This window comes from Thalassospira profundimaris, assembly GCF_003326755.1.
Classification (GTDB): domain Bacteria; phylum Pseudomonadota; class Alphaproteobacteria; order Rhodospirillales; family Thalassospiraceae; genus Thalassospira; species Thalassospira profundimaris_B.
Genome location: NZ_JPWH01000004.1, coordinates 147,682 through 164,040 on the forward strand (window position 1 = coordinate 147,682; position 16,359 = coordinate 164,040).

The 16,359-nt window shown below is 54.4% G+C and carries 17 protein-coding genes; 14 read left to right on the forward strand and 3 right to left on the reverse strand.

Annotated features, from left to right (window positions below):
• The first annotated feature begins 35 nt into the window (after positions 1–35).
• The 5 genes from TH25_RS06780 to TH25_RS06800 all read left to right on the forward strand — a co-directional run bounded on the left by TH25_RS06780 (position 36) and on the right by TH25_RS06800 (position 3,651).
• Positions 36–497, forward strand: a complete 462-nt coding sequence (locus TH25_RS06780) for an NINE protein (protein WP_114087664.1) — start codon at positions 36–38, stop codon at positions 495–497.
• Between the two features lie 190 nt (positions 498–687).
• Complete coding sequence (locus TH25_RS06785; RefSeq protein WP_114087665.1) at positions 688–1,374, forward strand: fumarylacetoacetate hydrolase family protein; 687 nt, start codon at positions 688–690, stop codon at positions 1,372–1,374.
• A gap of 21 nt (positions 1,375–1,395) precedes the next feature.
• Positions 1,396–2,193: an exodeoxyribonuclease III gene (gene xth / locus TH25_RS06790; RefSeq protein ID WP_114087666.1), complete on the forward strand. Its 798-nt coding sequence runs from the start codon at positions 1,396–1,398 to the stop codon at positions 2,191–2,193.
• Positions 2,194–2,459: 266 nt separating this feature from the next.
• Positions 2,460–3,272, forward strand: a complete 813-nt coding sequence (locus TH25_RS06795; RefSeq protein WP_114087667.1) for an AsmA family protein — start codon at positions 2,460–2,462, stop codon at positions 3,270–3,272.
• 181 nt (positions 3,273–3,453) lie between these two features.
• Entirely contained in the window at positions 3,454–3,651 is a 198-nt protein-coding gene (locus TH25_RS06800; protein WP_073954764.1) for a proteolipid membrane potential modulator, read from the forward strand.
• Between the two features lie 85 nt (positions 3,652–3,736).
• Here TH25_RS06800 and TH25_RS06805 read toward each other — a convergent pair whose 3' ends face one another.
• Both TH25_RS06805 and htpG read right to left on the reverse strand, forming a co-directional pair.
• Positions 3,737–5,062, reverse strand: a complete 1,326-nt coding sequence (locus TH25_RS06805) for a deoxyguanosinetriphosphate triphosphohydrolase (protein WP_114087668.1) — start codon at positions 5,060–5,062, stop codon at positions 3,737–3,739.
• Between the two features lie 192 nt (positions 5,063–5,254).
• Positions 5,255–7,144 (reverse strand): molecular chaperone HtpG, encoded by a 1,890-nt coding sequence (gene htpG / locus TH25_RS06810; protein ID WP_114087669.1) that lies wholly within the window; start codon positions 7,142–7,144, stop codon positions 5,255–5,257.
• Between the two features lie 260 nt (positions 7,145–7,404).
• Here htpG and TH25_RS06815 point away from each other — a divergent pair, with 260 nt between their 5' ends.
• Positions 7,405–7,728, forward strand: coding sequence for an HPF/RaiA family ribosome-associated protein (locus TH25_RS06815; RefSeq protein ID WP_114087670.1), 324 nt, complete (start codon positions 7,405–7,407; stop codon positions 7,726–7,728).
• 167 nt (positions 7,729–7,895) lie between these two features.
• Here TH25_RS06815 and TH25_RS06820 read toward each other — a convergent pair whose 3' ends face one another.
• Entirely contained in the window at positions 7,896–8,528 is a 633-nt protein-coding gene (locus tag TH25_RS06820) for an NADPH-dependent FMN reductase (RefSeq protein WP_114087671.1), read from the reverse strand.
• A gap of 97 nt (positions 8,529–8,625) precedes the next feature.
• Here TH25_RS06820 and soxR point away from each other — a divergent pair, with 97 nt between their 5' ends.
• From soxR to yihA, 8 genes are all read left to right on the forward strand, one after another.
• Positions 8,626–9,117 carry a redox-sensitive transcriptional activator SoxR gene (gene soxR, locus TH25_RS06825; protein ID WP_114087672.1) on the forward strand — a complete coding sequence of 164 codons (492 nt, stop codon included), beginning with the start codon at positions 8,626–8,628 and terminating at the stop codon, positions 9,115–9,117.
• 160 nt (positions 9,118–9,277) lie between these two features.
• Positions 9,278–12,190, forward strand: coding sequence for a helicase-related protein (locus TH25_RS06830; RefSeq protein ID WP_114087673.1), 2,913 nt, complete (start codon positions 9,278–9,280; stop codon positions 12,188–12,190).
• A gap of 86 nt (positions 12,191–12,276) precedes the next feature.
• Positions 12,277–12,690: an RNA-binding S4 domain-containing protein gene (locus TH25_RS06835; protein ID WP_114087777.1), complete on the forward strand. Its 414-nt coding sequence runs from the start codon at positions 12,277–12,279 to the stop codon at positions 12,688–12,690.
• A 281-nt stretch (positions 12,691–12,971) separates the two neighbouring features.
• The gene (gene rpmH, locus TH25_RS06845; RefSeq protein ID WP_073953396.1) at positions 12,972–13,106 is read left to right on the forward strand and encodes a 50S ribosomal protein L34; all 135 of its coding nucleotides are present in this window, start codon (positions 12,972–12,974) and stop codon (positions 13,104–13,106) included.
• Between the two features lie 4 nt (positions 13,107–13,110).
• Complete coding sequence (gene rnpA, locus TH25_RS06850) at positions 13,111–13,569, forward strand: ribonuclease P protein component (RefSeq protein WP_114087675.1); 459 nt, start codon at positions 13,111–13,113, stop codon at positions 13,567–13,569.
• Positions 13,570–13,586: 17 nt separating this feature from the next.
• Positions 13,587–13,856 carry a membrane protein insertion efficiency factor YidD gene (gene yidD / locus TH25_RS06855; RefSeq protein ID WP_258549066.1) on the forward strand — a complete coding sequence of 90 codons (270 nt, stop codon included), beginning with the start codon at positions 13,587–13,589 and terminating at the stop codon, positions 13,854–13,856.
• A gap of 52 nt (positions 13,857–13,908) precedes the next feature.
• Positions 13,909–15,633 carry a membrane protein insertase YidC gene (yidC, locus tag TH25_RS06860; protein WP_114087677.1) on the forward strand — a complete coding sequence of 575 codons (1,725 nt, stop codon included), beginning with the start codon at positions 13,909–13,911 and terminating at the stop codon, positions 15,631–15,633.
• A gap of 48 nt (positions 15,634–15,681) precedes the next feature.
• The gene (yihA, locus tag TH25_RS06865) at positions 15,682–16,344 is read left to right on the forward strand and encodes a ribosome biogenesis GTP-binding protein YihA/YsxC (RefSeq protein ID WP_114087678.1); all 663 of its coding nucleotides are present in this window, start codon (positions 15,682–15,684) and stop codon (positions 16,342–16,344) included.
• Positions 16,345–16,359 lie beyond the last annotated feature (15 nt).

Here is a 16,359-nt window from a genome sequence, read left to right on the forward strand (position 1 = left end):
TTTTGTGTCGTCTCGTTTAAGTGCAGGTGAAGACGATGAATGAGACCAACGAAACAGACCATGTGCCTGATTTGCTTGCAAAGCCTGAAGACGGCAAGTTTTGCGCCATGTGCGGGCGAAAAATGCCTGTGGAAAGCCCGGCTTGTCCGGCGTGCGGGCATCCGTGTGCGCAACCGTCTTCGGGGGCGGCTTCGCGTTCTGATGATGTTAGTGAGAAGAATTTTGGTACGGCCGTGGCATTATGCGGGGTGTTCGGAGTGTTGGGGATCCATCACTTCTATCTCGGGAACATTTTGCACGGTATTGCAGACTTCTTGTTATGTATCGTCGCGTTTACCTGTTTTTTCAGCAATGATCCCTCGCTGATACCGATCGGGTTTCTTTTGCTGTTAACGGACCTTGCACATACCTTCTGGGTCATGATCCGGTTATTTACCGGCAAAACCCGCGATGGTTATGGCAAGCTGGTGCTGTATCCCGGGCAAATAAGATCTTGACCGGACCGGGCATTCACACAAAAAAGCACTTCGTTTCTGGCGGGGTGCTTTTTTGTTTGGCACGATCACGCAAAAGCCATCTGCTGACATATCCTGACAGGGGATAGGGAATTTTGCGTGTTGCGGCATTTCCTTTTGTCGCAGGCTTCGCTATCACTGGGGCATAAATGTTTTTCAGGGAGTTCCCCAGATGGCCTATCTGTTTGCGCCAGCCCAACCCGTGACCGTGCCGATTACGGGCAGTGATGATGTTTTTCCGGTAAACCGCATTTTCTGTATCGGCAAAAATTATGCCGACCATGTGCGCGAAATGGGGGCCGACCCGGCAAGCACGCCGCCCTGTATTTTCATGAAACCGGCCAATTGCCTTAAGGTTGGAAACGGTGCGCTGGCTTACCCGTCGGCGACGGATGATTTGCACTATGAGGGCGAATTGGTTGTGGCTCTGGCCAAGGGGGGCAAAAACCTGGATAACGCCGCGATAGAAGAGGCGATTTTCGGTTATGCCTGTGGCCTGGATATGACCCGCCGTGACGTGCAAAGTGACCTCAAAGACCGGCGCCTGCCGTGGGATATGGCAAAATCGTTTGACGATTGTGCTGCGATTTCCGCCATCCGCCCCAAGGCCGAATGTGGTACCCCGGCAGATACCAATTTGAAACTGTCGGTAAATGGGGAAGTACGGCAGAACGACACCACGGCCAAAATGATCTGGCCGGTGATTGATGCGCTGGTACATCTTTCCACCCTGATCGAACTTCGCGCGGGCGACCTGCTTTATACCGGAACCCCCGAAGGTGTTGGTGCCGTCTCCCGGGGCGATCATATGGATGTTGTGATCGAAAATGTCGGTTCCCTTTCAGTGACCCTTAAATAATTTAAATAAACGGAGCCGGTTTTGAAAATTGTAAGCTGGAACATCAATTCGGTACGTTTGCGCATTGACCAGGTGACGCAGTTTCTGCGTGACCAGCAACCCGATGTGCTGTGTCTTCAGGAACTGAAATGCCCGGACGAGCATTTTCCCCACGAGGCCTTTGAAGGGCTGGGATACAGGCATCGCCATGTGCATGGCATGAAATCCTATAACGGGGTTGCCATTGTCTCGAAGCTGCCTTTCACCAATACCGAGATCAAACATTTTTGCGCCAGGGAAGACCGCCGCCATTGTATGGCCACGTTTGAAAACGGCGTTGAAGTGCATAATTTTTATATTCCGGCAGGTGGCGATGAACCGGACCCGGCGATTAACGAAAAGTTCGCCCATAAACTGTCCTTTTTGCAGGAAATGACGCAATGGTGGACGGAGCACCTGCAGGCTGGTGCCGGTCGCAAGGCAGTTCTGGTGGGGGATTTCAACATTGCCCCGTCCGAATTTGACGTCTGGTCGCACAAGCAGCTTTTGAAGGTCGTCAGTCATACCCCGGTCGAGGTCGAGGCGCTGGAGCGGTTTCGCAAAAGTGGTGATTTCATTGATGCGGTTCGCGAAATCTATCCGGAACCGGAAAAGCTTTATAGCTGGTGGAGCTATCGGTCCCGCGACTGGCGCCAGTCCAACAAGGGGCGGCGTCTTGATCATGTCTGGATTACACCGGAAATGGCCGGATCAGTTACCAAGGCATCGGTATATGATACCGCGCGCGATTGGGTGAAACCGTCTGACCATGCGCCGGTGATTGTCGAACTTCGAGTCTGATCCCGTTATTTGGGGTCTTTTCCCCGCCTGTGGTGTGGCCTGATTTAGGGGGGAAGGCCCTTGGACAGGAATGGACATTTTTGCAGCACAGGCGGGGTATCTGCTTGAAAAAGGGTGAATTTTCTTCCGCCTGTGTCTGTTTTATGGGAAACTTTCCCCGGTTTATGGGGGATCATGTCATTATTGGCGATAAGCAGTTCAGGCGCGGGAGATGATTCCGGAGGCGGGCTGCTTTTTTCGTTTTGTCCGGAAGTAGGAACACAGAGATGCGCAAAATCCTGATCGGCCTGACGGTCATTGTTCTGATTGTTGTCGGGTTTCTGGTTTATGTTTATGCCAATCTCGATTCGATTGTGAAATCGACAATCGAGGATGCCGGAACCCGCGTAACCCAGGCGGAGGTGACGGTTGACAAGGTTAAAATCGAAACCACACAGAACACGGCCCGCATTACCGGGTTAAAAATTGGTAATCCGGCTGGCTTTTACAGTGATTATGCCTTTTCACTGGGCGATATTTCGGTCGTGATTGACGGAGCATCTTTGACCGGTCCGGTCATCCATGTGGAAAAGGTGGTGATCGAGGCGCCTGCCATTACTTACGAGGTGGGTGACAAGACCTCCAACATTGCAACGATCCAGCGCAATGTTGAAAGTTTCATCAGCCGTGTGTCCGGTCCGGCGGGGGAAAATGCCACCAGGGATGCCAAGGAAATCAATCAGGACCAGGAAGGTACCCGTGTGGTGATTGACAATGTCTATATCAATAACGGTTCGGTCGCGATTTCGGCCAGTTTTCTGGGCGGGAAAAAGCTTTCGACCGCGTTACCTGATTTGCATCTGACTGATATTGGCCGCGACAATAATGGTGCAACCCCGGCCCAGGTGGCCGAGGAAATTCTTTCTGCCATTAACACCGCCGTTATCAAGTCAGTATCCCGGCTGAATGTGGATGGTTTGATGCAGGGGGTCGGCAATTTGGGCAAAAGCCTTGGTGATGGCGGCAGCAACCTTAAGGATGGTGCTGATGCCGTGGGAAATGCGGTTAAGGGTTTATTTGGCAGCGATACGTCGAAATAGGCTAACATGCTGCCGGAAATGCGGTAATTGCCCCGCCAGTCGCGCAAATACGTCGTAAACTTGCCTGATTTTATTTGCTATAGTGTTTTCGAGGGAATGACCGTCAGACAAGGTTGCGCCAGCGGTTTTGCGATGAACTGTTTGGATGGTTTGCCATCCGTCCGACAACAAGGAAAATGAAATGCGTTTGCTAATTGCAATACTGTTGCCCTGGCTTCTGTTCTTTACCATCGGCCGACCAATTGCCGGTGTTATTTGCCTGATTTTGCAGCTCACCGTTGTTGCATGGATTGTGGCGGCGATTTGGGCTGTTTATGCCTTAAGCCAGTATAACACGGACAAGAAAATCAACTCGGCGATGGGCAACAGAACCTTTTAAGTCCGCCTGGCCGTTATTTGATCGTGTAACCGGCACAGGTTTCCTGTGCCGGTTTTTTATTAAATGTGCTGGTTTCGGGCGTTGTTTATCGGCCCTGCGACCCTCCAATGTCCCGTGTCAGGCGGGCGGCAAAGTCATCTGTCATGCCGGAAATGTAATCCAGGATGAACAGATAAAGGCTGTAAAGATTGCCGCCGATGGGCATGTCGTCCCGGCCAATCAGTTCACGCACACGTGCGGTTCGATAGCTGATATCAGTTTCGCTTTGCGCCTGATGCAGTTCCAGGGCCGCCCGGCAAAAGGTATCAAGCAGCACTTCTATGCAGGCAAAGGCACCAACCTCGATCTGGACCTTGCGCCGGTTCAGAATGATCTGCTGTTCGGAAAATGCCTTGGCCCGCAAAATCATGTCGTTGTAGGGACCGTCAACGTAAGTCAGAAGGTCGCCCTCCATTTCGCCCGCCAGCAGGGTTTCTTCATGGGTCAGAAACGCATCGCAAATGGCTGATAAAAGACCGGTCATGATACGGCCGCGCAGGAAATTCATTTTCCGGGTAAGGCTGGTTTCACGGTGATACTCGGCAGGAATATCGGTAATGCAGGGTTTGATCAGGTTTTCAAAAACCTGAAAATCGACAAGCTCCAGTTCAATGCCGTCTTCAATATCGATCAGGGCATAACAAATATCGTCAGCCGCCTCGACCAAATACACCAGTGGATGGCGGGCATAACAATGATGGCCCCGTTCAATCAGGCCGGTGACATCGGCGACCTTGGCGAGCAGCGGCACTTCCTGCTGAAAGGCGCCAAATTTGCGTTTTTCGGGAAAGGGGCTGTTAATCGCCGTCCACGGATATTTCACAAAGCTTGCAAGGGTCGCGTAGGTCAGGCGCATTCCCCCGTCATGCAGGCCGGTGCGCTTGTTGGTCAGCAGGCGAAATCCCTGGGCATTGCCCTCAAAGGTTAAAAGGTCGGCCTGCTCCCCTTCTGTCAGGGGGGCTAAAAATTTGGGGTCGGCTTCGGCAAACCACTGACGGATGGCATATTCACCGGCATGACCAAAAGGCGGATTGCCAATATCGTGGGCAAGGGCGGCGGCCTGGACAATGGCGGCCATGTGGTCTGCTTCCACATGGTCGGGTAGGTGTCCTTTTTCCGCCAGGCGATGTCCCACCATCAGGCCCATCGAACGGGCGACGCAGGAAACTTCTAGGCTGTGGGTCAGCCTTGTGTGGATATTGTCGTTTTCCGGCAGGGGGTGAACCTGTGTCTTGCGTTGCAGCCGGCGAAAGGCCGACGAGAAAATGATGCGGTCATAATCCTTGTGAAAGTCCGATCGCCCAAACGTCCCGACAGATGAATGTCTGGAGCCCAGACGGGCTGGAGAGAGCAGTTTTTGCCAGTTCATCATCTGTGTTGCTTCCTGAGGTGATCAATCCTGTGGTCCATCATGACCCACAGGTCTGACATAATCGTAAAAGAGGGCTTGTGAAAAGCCCTTGCCAGCGACTTTTTACCCGAAACAGGGGCAGGTATTTCCTGAATAAAAAGTGGCGCGTCTTACAACGCGCCACCATAATTTAAGGTCGGCTTTGTCTGATATTCAGGCCCCGAGGCCCTTTTCCATCACGCTATCAAGACGGCGGGCAAAGGCGACCGGGTCGGGCAGGGATTCGCCTTCCAGGATGCGTGCCTGGTCCAGCAAAAGCTGGGCGGCATCTTCTAAAACCGGGGCCTTGGCATCGGCCTTTGCCAGGTCCGAAAGTTTGCGGATCAGGCTGTGTTTCGGGTTGATTTCCAGGATGCGCGCGCTGACATCGTCAACGCGGTTATGCTGCTTCATCAACCGTTCCATCCGAAGGTCCATGTCGGTTTCATCGGCAATCAGGCAGCAGGCCGAACTGGTCAAACGGTCTGACTCGCGCACATCCTTCACATTGGTACCCAGCGCAATCTTGATGGCGGCAATCAGGGTATCAAGATCGGCATCGTTGACGGCTTTGTCTTCGGTGTCGTCCTTTTTGTCGTCGCTGGCATCATCGGCTTTGACGTCATTCAAATCGGCACCACCCCTTGTGACGGATTTGAATTCTTTATCGTCGAATTTGCCAACGGCGGGCATCCAGAATTCATCCACAGGGTCGGTCAGCAGCAGCACTTCAACGCCCTTGGCGTCAAAACCTTCAAGCTGCGGGCTGCGGCGCAGGGCATCCACATCTTCCCCGCTGATATAATAGATGGCCTTTTGGCCTTCTTTCATGCGGCTGACATAATCTTCCAGGCTGCTCCAGCCATCGACCTTCGATGATTTGAAACGTGCCAGTTTCAGGATGCGGTCGCGATTGGTGTAATCCTCGTAAAGGCCTTCCTTCACGACCGAGCCAAAGGCTTCCCAGAAAGTGTTGTAGCCTTCGACATCCTTTTTGGCACTGCTTTCAAGCTCGGAAAGCAGCTTTTTGGTCAGGCCGTTTTTGATTTTGGTCAGAAGCGGATGGTCCTGCAGCATTTCGCGCGACACGTTAAGCGGCAGGTCCTGGCTGTCGACCACGCCGGAAACAAACCGCAACCACGGCGGCAGCAATTCATCGGCCCCTTCGGTGATGAACACCTTGCGGACGTAAAGCTTCAGATGGCCCTTGCGTGACGGATCATACAAATCGAATGGGCGCATGGTCGGAATATACAGCAGGCCGGTATATTCAATCGCGCCTTCGGCCTGATAGTGGATGGTTTTCCACGGATCGTCGAACGCATGCGAGCTGTGCTTGTAGAATTCCTTGTATTGCTCTTCGGTGATTTCCGATTTCGGCCGGGTCCAAAGGGCCGAGGCCTCGTTCAGGGTTTCATCCTCGCCGTCCCCCTTCATCAAAACAACCGGAATGCCGATATGATCGGAATAGGTTTTGACGATATGGCGCAGGCGGTATTCTTCGGTGAAGTCCTTGGAATCTTCGGTCAGATGCAGGGTGATTTGCGTGCCATGCCCCTCCATCTCGGCTTCGGCGATGGTATATTCACCCTTGCCGTCCGATGTCCATTTCCAGGCCTGCTCTTCGCCCGCCTTTTTGGTGGTGACTTCCACCTTGCTGGCCACCATGAAGGCCGAATAAAAGCCGACGCCAAACTGGCCAATCAGATCGACGCTTTTTTTCGCGTCTTTTGCCTGGGTCATGGCCTCGACAAATTTGGCCGTCCCGGAATTGGCAATCGTGCCCAGATTTTCCACCAGGTCGGTTTTGTTCATGCCAATGCCATTATCGATAATGGTCAGGACATTACGCACATTGTCCGTCATCAGGCGAATTTTAAACTCGCTGTCTCCGGCAATCAGTTCGGGCTTGCCAATGGCTTCATAGCGCAGCTTGTCACACGCATCGGATGCGTTGGAAATGAGTTCGCGCAGGAAGATGTCCTTGTTGGAATAAAGCGAGTGGACAACGATGTCGAGAAGGCGGCTGACCTCTGCCTCGAACCGCATTTTTTCTTCCGTCATGACCTCTGTTTTCTCCTTTGGGATCAATGGACTTGCCATCACTTTACGAGGATAAAAATATATACCGCGTGATTGCAGCCTGCTTGATATGCGTCAACACATCTTGCAGCGCAAGCCCTGTATCCTACATCTAAAGGAACACGGTTTTTCCCGGCACCCGTAAAACGGTGTCGATCCTGCCCCGGGATGGGCAACATCCCGGATAAAAATGCAAGGTATCATACCTTGTGAACGTCCAAGGCTTAAACAGGAGGCCACATATGAAGGTTCCCGTGCAAATCACCTATCGTGATGTTGATCAGTCCGATGCGCTTGACGAGCGTATCCGTTTCAAGGTGGAGAAACTGGAAGAAACCTTCGATCGTATGACATCGTGTCATGTGGTTATTGAAAAACCCCATTCCTCCCATGCCCGCCCGCAATATTCGGTCCATTTCGGCATTAATGTTCCGGGTAAGGAAATCATGGTCAAGCGTGATAGCGCGGATCACGCCCACGAGGATGTCTATATCGCCCTTAAAAACAGTTATCAGGCCGCACGTCGCCAACTCAAGGAATATGCCGAAAAAATGCGCAACCATTAAACCGGTCGGTATCAGAATCATTCCCTAACGGGTTGTGAAAGGACAGGGGCGGCGATGATGCCGCCCCGTTGTTGTTTTCGGGGGCCGGTGCCGGCTGGTTGTCATTTTGGCACGCGGGCCTCGTGGAACCCGGACACCGGGTTTGGGCAATGCAATGGCGGCGATCATCAGGCAAACTGGTTCTGCAGCGCGCCAGACAGACCATGTGCTGTATGTGTTTCCGTTATGGCAGATTGTTCAAGCGTTCGCAGGGGCAGGCGTGCCTCGCGCAGGGCACGGGCCCACCATTTCAGATCGTCAAGCTGCCTTTGTACCGCCAGTTTCGCATTTGCCAGGTCATGGGGACGGCCATGATCGTCAAAACAGTCCCAGACATTGGCAAAGCTGACGGTTTCGCGAATGGTGGCGACATGCAGTTCGCCAAATACATTGCGCAATTGCTCGGCAGCACGCAGCCCACCGGAAATGCCGCCATAGGTAATGAATCCGGCTGGTTTGCGATGCCATTCCTCCCGTGCCGAATCGATCAGCAATTTCAGTTCACCGGTAAAGCTGTGGTTGTATTCCGGCGTGATAATCAGATAGGCGTCGGCTTCGGCAATGGCAGGGCGAATTTGGCTGCTGGCGGGGCTGTTAATCCGTCCCCCCTGAGGGGCATGTTTGATCTGGGCGGGGTCGATGGTTTCAATGAGAAAATCACCATCCTCCAGAATGATCGGAACCAGCCAGTTCGCGATGGTATCGCAAAATCGACTTTTGCCAGCACTGCCATACACGATTGCCAGATTCAAACGTTCCATCCTTGCATCCTCTGTTTTTTGTTCAGGGATACCTTTTCTAAAACCTCAACATATATTCAGGTCAAGTGAATTTATGTTTCTTGCGACGAGATAAAAAATGACCGCAGAAAAATCAGTATCCGGCCCGGCAAATGGTGCGGTTTTATCGGTTGGTGACGTGGCGGCGCGCACGGGTGTGGCGGTTTCGGCGATCCATTTCTATGAACGTCAGGGATTGATCCACAGCATTCGGACCCAGGGAAACCAGCGGCGTTTCAATCGGGGTGTTTTACGCCGGATCGGCATTATCAAGGTGGCACAGCGCACGGGCATCCCGTTAAACGAAATTCGCGAAGCCCTTTCCAGCTTGCCAATTGATCGCCCGCCAAGTGCACGGGACTGGCGCAATCTGTCGTCGCGCTGGCGTGATGATTTGAACACCCGTATCGAACAGCTCACCCGTTTGCGCGATCAGTTGGGAACCTGCATCGGGTGTGGTTGTTTGTCGCTGTCGGATTGTCCGTTGCGCAACCCTGACGATTATCTGGCCCGTGACGGGGCGGGGGCGCGTTTGCTTGAAAGCGGTGGCCACGACGAAGGCGCAACCTGACATGACTTAATGCCTGGCTGGGGCAGGGTGGAAAATGCTCCGGGACTCGGTGTTTTATTCCGGGTAGCGGGCTCAATGCTTGACTTCGACGGGGCAAAGTGTTGAAAAGCCCAAAGACCGGTGGTTTCCGTGTCCGGTAGCCACCTGCTGGAAGAGTTTTATGCAGATTTCAACCCGATCAGGTCCCCGTATCCTTGCCGTTCTGGGGCCAACCAACACCGGCAAGACCCATCTGGCAATGGAACGGATGTTGGCGCATACCACGGGTATGATCGGCTTTCCGTTGCGCCTGCTGGCGCGGGAAAACTATGACCGTGCCGTTGCCAAGGTTGGCAAGGGGGCCGTGGCCCTGATCACCGGGGAAGAACGCATTTTGCCGCCGCGTGCGCGCTATTATCTGTGCACGGTCGAGGCCATGCCGGTCAATATGCCGGTCGATTTCATGGCGATTGACGAAATCCAGATGTGCGCGGACCCGGAACGGGGCCATGTCTTTACCGACCGCTTGCTGCATGCCCGTGGGCGCTATGAAACCATGTTTATGGGGGCGGCAACCATTCGCCCGGTGATTCGCCAGCTTGTCGACAATGTCGAATTTGACACAAGGGCGCGGTTTTCGACTCTCAGCTATTCCGGCCCGAAAAAAATTCAGCGATTGCCCGCACAGTCCGCCGTGGTGACATTTTCCGCCCAGGAAGTCTATGCCGTGGCCGAACTGGTGCGCCGCCAGAAGGGCGGGGCGGCAGTGGTATTGGGCGCACTCAGCCCGCGAACGCGCAATGCCCAGGTCGAGATGTTTCAGAACGGCGATGTTGAACATCTGATAGCGACCGATGCCATTGGCATGGGGCTGAACCTGGATTTGCAGCATGTCGCCTTTGCGGCCCTGTCCAAATTTGACGGGCAGTTTCATCGCAATCTGAGTGCTGCCGAAACAGCCCAGATTGCCGGGCGCGCCGGCCGGCACATGAATGACGGCACCTTTGGCGTGACCGGCAACCTGAGCGGCATTGATCCCGATATTATTGAACAGATCGAAGCCCACGAATTTGATGCACTGACAAAGGTTTACTGGCGATCCGCCCGGCCCGATTTCCGGTCGGTTGAAGGATTGCAGAAATCATTGCGTCGCCTGCCTGACAACCCGACGCTGATCCGGGTGCGCGAGCCGGTGGACGAGATCATGCTTGATCATTTGTCGCATAGCGAAGACATAGCGCGTATTACCCGTTCGCCCGACCGGGTAAGGCTGTTATGGGAAGTTTGCCAGATTCCGGACTTCCGAAATATCCATACTGACGCCCATCCGCGCCTGCTTGCATCCATCTACAAATTCCTCTGTCAGCCAAAAAGCAGGCTGCCAACGGACTGGATGGGCGAACAAGTCTTGCGTATGGATCGTTATGATGGTGATATTGATCAGTTATCTTCACGGCTCGCGGGGATTCGCGTCTGGACATATGTTTCGCACAAGCATAGCTGGCTTGATGACGCGAATCATTGGCAGGAGCGTACGCGCGCCATTGAGGATAAGCTGTCAGATGTGCTACATGAACGGTTGACCCAAAGGTTTGTGGATCGCCGGACCTCGGTTTTATTGAAAAGTCTCAAGGACAAGTCTGAACTCATGTCTACCATCACTGCGAATGGTGAAGTCCAGGTCGAAGGTGAATTCGTCGGCCGATTGGAAGGATTCCGTTTCATTGCCGATGAAACAGATGCCGCTTTTGAAGGCAAGGCAATTGCCAGTGCAGCCCGTCGTGCACTGAGTGGTGAAATTGCCCAGCGTGTCAAAACACTGGAAACCGATGAAGATGGCCAGTTCGCCGTGAATGGCAAACTGGAGATCCTGTGGAACGGTGCGCCGGTCGGTACCCTTAAAAAGGGCGATACGGTGTTAAGCCCGGAAATCAGCGTCATCGACAGCGAATTTTTTGATGGCCCCACGCGCGAACGCGTGCGCGCGCGGTTGCAGACATGGCTCAACAGCCATATCGAAACCCGTCTTAAAATGCTGACCCGCTTGCGCGATTGTCAGCTTACCGGGCCTATTCGGGGTCTGTTGTTCCAGCTTAACGAAGGTTTGGGCTGTGTGCCACGTTCGGAACTTGAAAGCCTGATCAAGGATCTGAGTGACGAAGACCGCAAGGCGCTGGCAAAACTGGGTGTGCGCCTGGGCGTGGAAACGGTTCATGTGCTTGATGCCTTAAAGCCGGACCCCGTTGAACTGCGCGGTATTTTGTGGGCTGTTTCGCGTGAATTGGAAGAATTGCCCGAATTGCCGCCGGCTGGCCGCACCTCGGTTCCCAATGATCGCAGCAATTCCAAGGGCTTTTACCTGGCCGCTGGCTATATGCCGGTGGGGCCACTTGCGGCCCGCGTTGACATGCTGGAGCGTTTTGCCGCCCTGTTGCGCCAGAAAGCCCGTGAAAATGATGGCAAAGTGCGCCCTGATCCCGATCTGCTCTCGCTTTTGGGCTGCACGGTTGAACAGGCCGAAGGCGTGTTTACCGCGCTTGGCTGGCGGGCAGAGATTGTGAAGGTCAAAAAGGCCCCGGCTGTAGCTGAAGCACCTGCAGCCGAGGTTGCAGACAGTGCCAAAAGTGCTGAAGGCGATAAAACGGCTGAAAATGCTGAAATTGCCACGGCGGGCGAATCGGAAACTTCTGTTGTCACCGAAACACCGGTTGCGACCGATGCGGCAAATACGGCGGAGGCATCGGCTCAAGCCCCTGCCGCAACGACCGAATCGGCTGATGATGCGGCAAGCGGTGAAGACGAGTATGAAGAAGTTAAATTCTTCGTTCGGGTTGATCGTCGCAAACGCCATAACCCCGGCCAGAATGCCCGGGGTGCGCGTCATAACCAGCAGGCTGCTGGCGAAGGTCGTGGTGCTGGAAATCGTGGGGGCCAGAAGGGCGGGCCGCGCCATGCCAAGGGCGGGCCGAAATCGGGTGCCAAGGGCAATGGGCCGCGTTCCGGTGGCAAACCGCAGGCGGCAGCCAAGAACAATCAGATCAACGAAGATTCGCCCTTTGCCAAGCTTAAGGAAATGCTGGCCGCAAAAGGATAATTCCTGGTCGGCAGCATCAAACTGAATATCGGCCTGTTGTGGAAACGCAGCAGGCCGAAACTGTTTATAAACGGGAATTGCGTGCCATGATGTCTGATCCGGAAGGTGGAAAAATCCGCATTGATAAATGGTTGTGGTATGCGCGGTTTTTTAAAACCCGCTCGCTTGCCAGCAAGGCCTGCCAGGGCGGGCATATTGTGCTGAATGGAACAACCGTTTCCAAGGCCAGTGTTGCGGTGGGTCCGGGGGACCGACTCCAGTTTTTCCAGGGGCCGCATATTCGCATTGTTGAAATTGTGGCTGTGGGCATCCGCCGTGGGCCCGCCCCGGAAGCCCAGGCCCTGTATGCGGACCATTCACCACCCCGGATTAAAAAAGCCGACGCCAATGCCGATATTCGCACGGCTGAAGTGGCCGTGCGCGAAACAGGTAGCGGCCGCCCCACCAAGGCCGAAAGACGCGCCCTGGATCGTTTGCGTGGCGATGGCGGCCCGGATTGATCGCCGGAAACATGTTTTCTGTTGCCTGTGTGAACGGGCGATTCGGTAAAATGCGGCCATGTTGCGGTCGAAAGAGCGTTGACTTTGCAGGCGTCGCCGCTTATCCACTGCGATCTTGCGTTCCAATTTGATGCCGCGTGTGACAAAACCCGCCGCGATTGCCGGATTTCGGCGAAAAACGGCCTAAATGGCGGTGGCGTGATTGACAGCGCAAGTGGGAAGCCCTATACAGCGGACCTCGAATTTTATTGGATTACCTTCATTAGAACGGAGTATGTGCAGTGAAACGCACCTACCAGCCCAGCAAACTCGTCCGGAAACGCCGCCACGGCTTCCGTTCCCGCAACGCGACCGTCGGTGGCCGCCGCGTGATTACCGCACGCCGCGCCAAGGGCCGCAAGCGTCTGTCGGCCTGATCTTGTGACCGTTACGGTGGAACGCCTGAAAAAGCGTGCGGAGTTTCTTCGTGTCGCCGGGACCCGCCGTAAATGGGTTACAGATGGTTTGATCCTGCAAGGTGCACCGCGCCCCGGGGTCCAGCCAGAAGACCAAAGCGCCGGAGAAGACCGTTTCGCCCGAATCGGTTTTACCGTCACCAAAAAGGTGGGCAAGGCCGTCGTACGCAATCGCGTTCGGCGGCGTTTGCGTGCTGTCGCCGACCTGTTGGCACCTGAAATGGCTTTGCCCGGCTGGGATTATGTCGTGATTGGACGGCAGCAAACCATCGAGCGGCCCTTTGATGCCCTGGTCGAGGACATGAGAACTGCCTTGCGGCGTATACCTGACGCCAAACCATCCTCTGCTGACCGATCGCGCCCTGCACGGGGCCGGGGCAAGGCACGAGGGGGGCCGCGTCAGGCGGGAGGGTCGGTAAAATGAGTCCTCTTGCACGCCTCATGCAACTTGCCGTTCGCGGTTATCAGCTTTTTTTATCTCCCTATGTTGGGTGGCAATGTCGTTACCAGCCAACCTGCTCGGCCTACATGATGGAGGCTCTGGCGAAACATGGGGCATTGAAAGGCGGCTGGATCGGGTTTAAACGGATCATGCGCTGCCATCCTTGGGGCGGACATGGTTATGATCCCGTTCCCGATTGTGGTTGCGAACGCAAAGAGGCGCCGCCGGACAGAGACCCTCGGTCCTCGGCGCTTTCGTCATATAGATAGAATAAACAGCCGGTCAGGCCCCGTGGCCGCCGGACGAAAGCGGAAAGAGGCGATGAACGAACAACGTAACCTCTGGATTGCGATTGCAGTATCAGTCGTAATCCTGGTCGGGTTCCAATTCCTTTTCCCTCACAAACCTGATCCCCAGGTTCGCGAGGCGCAGGTGCGCGAGCAATTGGATGTCAATAAATCCACGGCGCCGCAGCCTTCCACGTCGAGCGCGGCCCCGTCGGCCCCGGGCGGTTCCACGGCCGCTCCGGTTGAGAACCGCAGCGAAGCCCTGGCAACCTCGCCGCGCATCGAAATTGATACGCCGCGTGTAAAGGGCTCCATTCGTCTGGTCGGTGGTCTGATTGACGATATCCAGTTGCAGGATTATCGGGAAACCGAAGACCCCAAAAGCCCGCTGATCCACGTTCTGAACCCGGCCGGGTCAAACGATGCCTATTTTGGTGAATTTGGCTGGGTTGCCGGCGAAGGCGAAAAAATCGCCCTGCCGGGCAACGACACCCGCTGGCAGGCTGACAGCGAAACGCTGACCCCGGAAAAGCCCGTTACCCTGACCTGGGATAATGGCGAGGGGCTGATTTTCAAGCGGACCATCTCGATCGATGACAATTACATGTTTTCGGTCAAGCAGTCGGTCACGAATAACAGTGGCAAATCGGTTTCGCTTTATCCCTATGGTCTGATTTCGCGTCGCGGTCTGCCGCACACCTCGGGCTATTACATTCTGCATGAAGGTCCGATTGGTGTTGTTGATGGCTCGCTTAAGGAAATCAGCTACAAGGACCTGATGGAAGATGACGGCACGGTTAGCGAGAAATCGACTGGCGGCTGGGTTGGCATTACCGATAAATACTGGCTGGTTGCCCTGGCACCGCCCAGTGACGAAAGCCTGACAGCGCGTTTCAGCCATCATATGGCGAACAATACCGACAAGTTCCAGGCTGATTATCTCGGCGCTGCGCAAACGATCGCCAATGGCGAAAGTGCGAGCACCGAAAGCCACATGTTTGCCGGGGCAAAGGAATATAAACTTCTGGAAGCCTATTCCGAACAGTACAATATTAAGCTGTTTGATCGTGCAATCGACTTTGGCTGGTTCTGGTTCCTGACCATTCCGTTCTTCCAGATCCTGCAATGGATCAACCATGTGATTGGCAACTTTGGTTTGTCGATCCTGGCCTTTACGGTTCTGGTCAAGGCGGTGATGTTCCCGCTGGCGAACAAGTCCTATAAATCCATGAGCGGCATGAAAAAGCTGCAGCCGAAAATGACGCAGATTCGCGAACAGTTCGCCGATGACCGTCAGCGTCAGCAGCAGGAAATCATGGCCCTGTATAAACGTGAAAAGATCAACCCGGCATCGGGCTGTCTTCCGATCGTTGTGCAGATCCCGGTATTCTTTGCGCTTTATAAAGTGCTGTTCGTGAATATCGAAATGCGTCATGCGCCGTTCTTTGGCTGGATCCAGGACCTGTCGGCACCGGACCCCACCACGCTGTTTAACCTTTTTGGTCTGATCGACTGGACCCCGCCGCATATGCTGATGATTGGCGTCTGGCCGCTGATTATGGGGATCACCATGTTCCTCCAGCAGAAGCTGAATCCGGCACCGGCGGATCCGACCCAGGCCAAGATTATGATGTTCCTTCCGATCATCTTTACCTTTATGCTGGCTAAATTCCCGGCAGGTCTGGTGATCTACTGGGCATGGAACAACACGCTGTCGATCATTCAGCAGCGATACATCATGTACCGGATGGGGGTCTGACGACCCCCGTCTTCGGGCCGCTCTTATGGCGGGCGGATACGGAAAATAATGACCGAAGCAAACATAACGGCATCCTTATTGGTGCCGACTTACAAAGAACACCAGATCGAAGCCGGGCGCCTGCTTTTTACGCGCCCGGTGACTTTCATGTTGGGGGTTGCCAAGCTTGAGCAACTGCCCGCCGAAGACAAGGTCGAGATCTGTTTTGCCGGCCGATCAAATGTCGGCAAGTCCAGCCTGATTAACGCGCTTTGTTCGCGCAAGGATATGGCACGGACATCGAATACCCCTGGCCGTACTCAGCAGCTTAACTTTTTTGACCTTGATGGTGCGTTTAACCTGGTTGATTTGCCCGGTTATGGCTTTGCCCAGGCGCCCAAGGATGTGGTGCGCAGCTGGCAGGGGCTGATCAGGCATTATCTGCGCGGGCGGGTCAAGCTGCGCCGTGTTTTCGTCCTGATCGATTCGCGCCACGGCTTTAAGGGTGCCGATCTTGAAATGATGAAAATGCTCGACGAGACGGCTGTTTCCTATCAGGTCGTGCTGACCAAGGCCGACAAACTGAAAAAAGGCCAGATGGAAAAGCGCATTGCCGAAGTGGTCGCAGCGCTGAAAAAACATCCCGCCGCCCTTAACCAGATTTTTGCGACTTCCAGTGAAAAAAATACAGGTATTTCGGAATTGCGTGCCGAGATCGCAAGCCTGTTATAATGATAGACGATCGCG